Source organism: Martelella sp. UBA3392, from assembly GCF_002358775.1.
GTDB classification, from domain to species: Bacteria; Pseudomonadota; Alphaproteobacteria; order Rhizobiales; family Rhizobiaceae; genus Martelella; species Martelella mediterranea.
Map to the genome: position 1 here is coordinate 1 of NZ_DEPM01000307.1, position 5,011 is coordinate 5,011.

General features: G+C 63.2%; 4 protein-coding genes and 1 pseudogene. 1 reads left to right on the forward strand and 4 read right to left on the reverse strand.

What is annotated here, in order from left to right:
- Window positions 1–190 precede the first annotated feature (190 nt).
- From B4E36_RS23930 to B4E36_RS23945, 3 genes and pseudogenes are all read right to left on the reverse strand, one after another.
- Window positions 191–1,047: pseudogene (locus B4E36_RS23930) on the reverse strand (DUF1403 family protein).
- Between the two features lie 252 nt (window positions 1,048–1,299).
- Window positions 1,300–1,545, reverse strand: coding sequence for a hypothetical protein (locus B4E36_RS23940; RefSeq protein WP_345900913.1), 246 nt, complete (start codon window positions 1,543–1,545; stop codon window positions 1,300–1,302).
- Window positions 1,521–2,642, reverse strand: a complete 1,122-nt coding sequence (locus B4E36_RS23945) for a Gfo/Idh/MocA family oxidoreductase (protein ID WP_345900910.1) — start codon at window positions 2,640–2,642, stop codon at window positions 1,521–1,523. The genes B4E36_RS23940 and B4E36_RS23945 overlap by 25 nt, the downstream gene beginning before the upstream one ends.
- A gap of 199 nt (window positions 2,643–2,841) precedes the next feature.
- Here B4E36_RS23945 and B4E36_RS23950 point away from each other — a divergent pair, with 199 nt between their 5' ends.
- Window positions 2,842–3,675, forward strand: coding sequence for an alpha/beta hydrolase (locus tag B4E36_RS23950; protein WP_345900911.1), 834 nt, complete (start codon window positions 2,842–2,844; stop codon window positions 3,673–3,675).
- A gap of 54 nt (window positions 3,676–3,729) precedes the next feature.
- Here the strand turns inward: B4E36_RS23950 and B4E36_RS23955 are convergent.
- The coding region (locus tag B4E36_RS23955; RefSeq protein WP_345900912.1) for a tripartite tricarboxylate transporter permease at window positions 3,730–5,011 on the reverse strand (1,282 nt) is incomplete at its 5' end.

Sequence of the window (5,011 nt, forward strand, 5' to 3'; positions counted from 1 at the left end):
AGAAAGTCATCCAACAGAGTTGATTGCTGCACTATTACGGCGAATCCGGGAAGTCTGCCTTGCAGAGGGCCTGTCTGCTCAGGCCCGTAGGACAGTACAACGGCGAGTATCGGAACTGATCCCGATTTCGGCGGCACGCAAGCGCGGGGAACGAGAGAGCAAAGCTGCATCAACGCCAAGTCCTGGCCAGTTATCTGTTGCCAGACCGAACGCTCTTTGGCGGATCGACCACAGCCCAGCGCGACAGATTGCTGTCCGGCGCACTTGCCGGCATGGCGTCTTCCGAGAGCAGCCTTTCGATGACGGGCCGGGCTCCCCTGGTCCTGACCTTCGGCGCGACGCCGACCAGGATGTCGGCACGCCGCGCCACCGCCTCTGCCGATCGAATCGCAGCAGCCGCGCCCTCCGCAAGCGCGAGGCAGACCGCGCGAGGAAAGCCCGCCTCCCCCGCCCTCACGCGTCCCCTGCCACCGATGGTCCTGAAGGCGGGGCTGAAGCGCTACGCCATCATCAGCGGCACGGGCCGGTCCCATTTGAGCCTTGCGGCGATCAGCATATCGGCCATCGCCCAGGCGAACGGCTCACAATCCGGGCGGACAGCCAGAACGCCGGCGACGAGTTCCGCCACCGCGAACGGAACCGCACGGCTGGAACGGAGCGCGTTCTCCGCGATATCCGCAACGGCAACGACGTCGTCACCGGCGCCAAGTCCGAGCAGTGCGGCAAGCTCTGCCACATGCCGCGCGGACATGGCCGGCCTTCGCGTGGCGAGCCGCTGATAGGCGAGGACAACGCTGCCCGCCGGCCCCGGATCGTCGCCCGCCGCCCGCAGCAGGACGGCATCGCGAAGCGCTGCCTCACCCTCGCCACGCCCTTGCAGGCGAACCGCGGAACCGGCGCATTTCAGCGCCTGGCGGGCGTGCCCGCAGCCGGCCAGACCGGCTCCGTCCGAACGATGTCATCCAGCGCTTTCAGGGCGATGCCGGCATAAAACGCCGCATCCGCCTCGGTGATGTCAGAACTGCGCGGCCGCGACCAGCCCGGCAAAGAGGCCGAGCGCGTGGGCGCATGGTTGGGGGTTTGCGAATCTATGGCGCCCAGATTACAGGATGCGTGCGCTTATCGCCATTCGCTTCGAACATAAACCACACCCCTTATTGACGGCTATCTTCGGCGATTGGGTCCGGGCCGTGAAACCGCATGCCAGCATTCCGACGCATGCCAGGCCGGTTCCGGTGGGCCAACGTTCAGACAAGGGACGAAGCGGACGCCTTGATGACCCGATCCAGCCACGATCGCCTAGATCTCTTCGCGACCCATGCCGTAAAGCATCGGCAACTGTTCAAAGTCGCTTTCCGGCACGAAACGGGAGATCAGTTGGTACTGCGGGATCGCAATGTCGATTGCGCCCTGCTCCACCGCCACGGCCGCCTCGCTGTCCTTGTACTTGGACCCGGCTTCGAAGATCTCGATCTCCAGACGCCCGTCGGACTTCTCTTGAACAGCCTTGGCGAAATCCTTCAGCCATAGTCGATGTCCACCCAGCCGCGCCGCTTATTGGCTGCGGCCATGGCGTGGACCGCGCGTTCGATCTCGACACCCTTTTCGAAATCGATCACATGCGCGTCCCGTCCTTCGATGGCGGCGATCAGGTGATGGCACTCGATGACCTTAAGGTCGTTGAAGCCGAGACCATGCCCCGGCGCGGGAATGAAGCGGTCATACGGCGGGTGCGCCGGGCCGGCGAGAATGCGCGTATAGCCGGCCTGCCGGGCCGGGCCATTGGCGCGGTAGAGCTCAACCTCGTTCATCCGCTCCTGATCATAGGCGATCGAACCGGCAGAGCCGAAGATCTGGATCGCGATCCGGCCCTTCCGGCCCCAGGCGACGCGATTGGCCATCAGCACGCCGGAAGCGCCGCTTTCCATGCGAAACAGCACGCTGGCGATATCATGGGTTTCGACGGCACGCTTTCCGCCGGTCTTCAGCGGACGCTCGGCATAGGGTTTCGCCATGTCGGTGGTGACGCTTGCAAGCCGCCCGAACAGCACCCGGATCAGCGACAGCGGATGCACCGCGAAATCGTCGAGCGCGCCATAGCCGGAACTTGCCTCGCTCTTCCAGTAGAAGAACTGGTCCGGATCGGCCATGAAATCCTCGTCCATCTCGATGCGGATGTGGTTGACCTCCCCGATGGCGCCCTCATCGAGAAGGTTCGCGATCTCCCGGATCATCGGGTTCTGGATATAGTTGTAGCCGAGGACCGCGGCGCGCCCGGCACTGCGGGCGGCTTCGCGCATCCTCAGCGCATCCTTAAATTTCGGCGCCATCGGCTTTTCGCACCAGATGTGCTTGCCGGCGTGGAGCGCCTCGATCGCCATTTCCGGATGGAATGCGTTCGGCGCGGCAATTGAGATCACGTCCACAGCCGGATCCGCGATCAGGTCACGCCAGTTCCCCGTCGCCTTCTCGAAGCCGAACGAGCGGGCCTTGTCGCGCGCAAGCTGCTGGTCGACCTCGGCCAGATGCACGAGCCGGACCGGCGGGCCATCGCCGAAGGTCGGGCCGACGGCATTCCATGCCAGGGCGTGGCATTTCCCCATATAACCGGTTCCGATCAGGCCAATACCGATAGACGCCATGCGTGAGCCTCCCGCGCCCTGAGGCGCATTAATTGCAGATTGTAGTGAGGATGTTCCAGGATCGAAGAGGGATTTTTTTATTTCATTAAGTCAATATTATAGAATATAAATTTCATTCAGGCCACATTCCGAACGTAGATCGGGGAAAGGCCGAAATCACGTGTTGAAGCCGCGACAGCCAACCTTCGGGGATACGCCCATGATCGATCCGCAACTGCAACCGTTCCTGACGCTTTGGGCCGAAAAATGGTCCGTGCTGAAGCCGGGAGCGACGCCTGCTGACCGGCGCAAGCGGTTTGAGGTCATCACCCATGCCATGAGACTCCCGACGCCCGCCGAGGACGACACGGGCGACGAACACTGGATCGAAAGCGTTGCGGGCCCGGTGCGGGTCCGCGTGTTCCGGCACACGTCCGGCGGCATGCAACCCTGCCTGATCTTCATGCATGGCGGCGGGTGGACGCAGGGCAGTCCGGAAAGCGATTGGGACATCGCGGCCCGCATTGCAACCTGTAACCGGCAAACCGTGATCAGCATCGATTACGCGCTTGCTCCGGAAGAGCCGTTTCCCGCCGCGATCGCCACCTTGGCGCTTGGTCTGCGCGGCAGCGCGGTCACGCTGACTGGCCAGCTTCTGATCTATCCTGCCTGCGACTTCGACGCCTCGCGCCCGTGCTATCGCGAAAACACGAATGGCCCGATGATCCGGATGGATGGCAGCGTCGAGGCGATGTATTGCCCGAACGTCGAAGAACGAAAGTCGCCGCGCTATGCTCCGCTTCTGGCTGAAACCTACGCCGGCCTGCCGCCGGCCTATATCGCGGTCGCCGAGCACGACCCGCTGCGCGACAGCGGCCGCGCCTATGCCGAGGCGCTCGGCAAGGCCGGCGTCGCGGTGAGGCTGGAGAAGGGAAAAGGGCTGATCCATGGCTATTTGCGCGCGCTCGATTTTTGTGAGGCCAGCCGCCTCTCGCTGGTATCCATGGCGGCGTGGCTAGATCGTATTAACAAGGGTGAGGTTTCATCCAGATAACCGAAAGGCGCCGGAGACAGGATGGCGACGCCATGCCTCGTAAGGCGACGCGGCTCAGCCCGCTGGCTTTTCCGCAGCTTGAACGCCTCTCCTTCGACGCACCGTCCAATAGATCGCACCAGCGATGAGCATGATATTGACGACCACAAGCACCGCCGAAACCGGCCGGTCGAGAAAGATCCAGTAGCCTTCGCGGGAAATCAGCAGCGCGCGGCGGAGATTGTTTTCCAGAAGCGGACCGAGAATCACGCCGATCACCAGCGGCGCCAGCGGATAGCCGGCATTGCGCAGCAGCAGGCCGAGGATGCCGAAACCCATCATCACCCACAGGTCGAAGACGGAGCTCTGCAGGGCGAATGTGCCGATGGCGCAGAGCAGCAGCACGATCGGGATCAGATAGCTTTTCTTCAGCCGCAGCACCCAGACGAAGGCAGGCGTTGCCAGAATGCCGACGATCAGCAGCGAGACATTAGAAAACAGATAGACGAGGAACACGCCGCCGACGATTTCCGGCTGCTGTTCGAAAAGCGCCGGTCCGGGAAAGAAGCCCAGGATCAGCATCGCGCCGATCAGCACGGCGGACGAGGCCTCGCCTGGAATGCCGAGCGCCATGGTCGGCACCATCGCGCCGCCGACCGTCGCGTTATTGGCGCTTTCGGTGGCGACGATGCCGCCCTCCGCGCCTTCGCCATAGCCGTCCTCCGGCTTGGAAAACGCCTTGGCGACGGCATAGGAGGCGAAGGTGGAGATCGTGCCGCCGACGCCGGGAAGCGCGCCGAAGGCCGCGCCGATGGTCGAGGAACGGAGCAGGTTCTTCCAGTGCCGGAGCGTGATCAGGAGGGTTCTGAAACCGGGCCTGACGATCTTGACGTCGGATTTCTGATTGAGGTCATTGCCCTGAACCTGATGCGCCATTTCGGAGATGGCGAAAATGCCGACGACGATCGCAACGATGTGAAAGCCGTTCAACATCTCGAAACTGCCGAAGGTGAAGCGGAAGCCGGTCGAGAATTCATCCGTGCCGATGGTGGCGATCAGGAGGCCGAGACAGCCTGTCATCAAACCTTTGAGCAGCGAACCCTCGGAAACGACCGCGATCGCGATCAGGCCTGTCAGCGCCAGCATCGCATATTCCGGCGGTGAGAAGTTCGAGGCGAAGTCTGCGAGAACCGGCGCCGCCAGGATCAGCACGAGACCGCCAAACAGCCCGCCGAGCGCGGAGGCGGATATCGCGATGCCGATGGCATCCGCAGCGCGCCCCTTCTGCGCCAGCGGATAGCCGTCGAAAAGGGTCGCGGCGGCAAGCGGCGTTCCGGGAATGCGTAACAGGATCGCC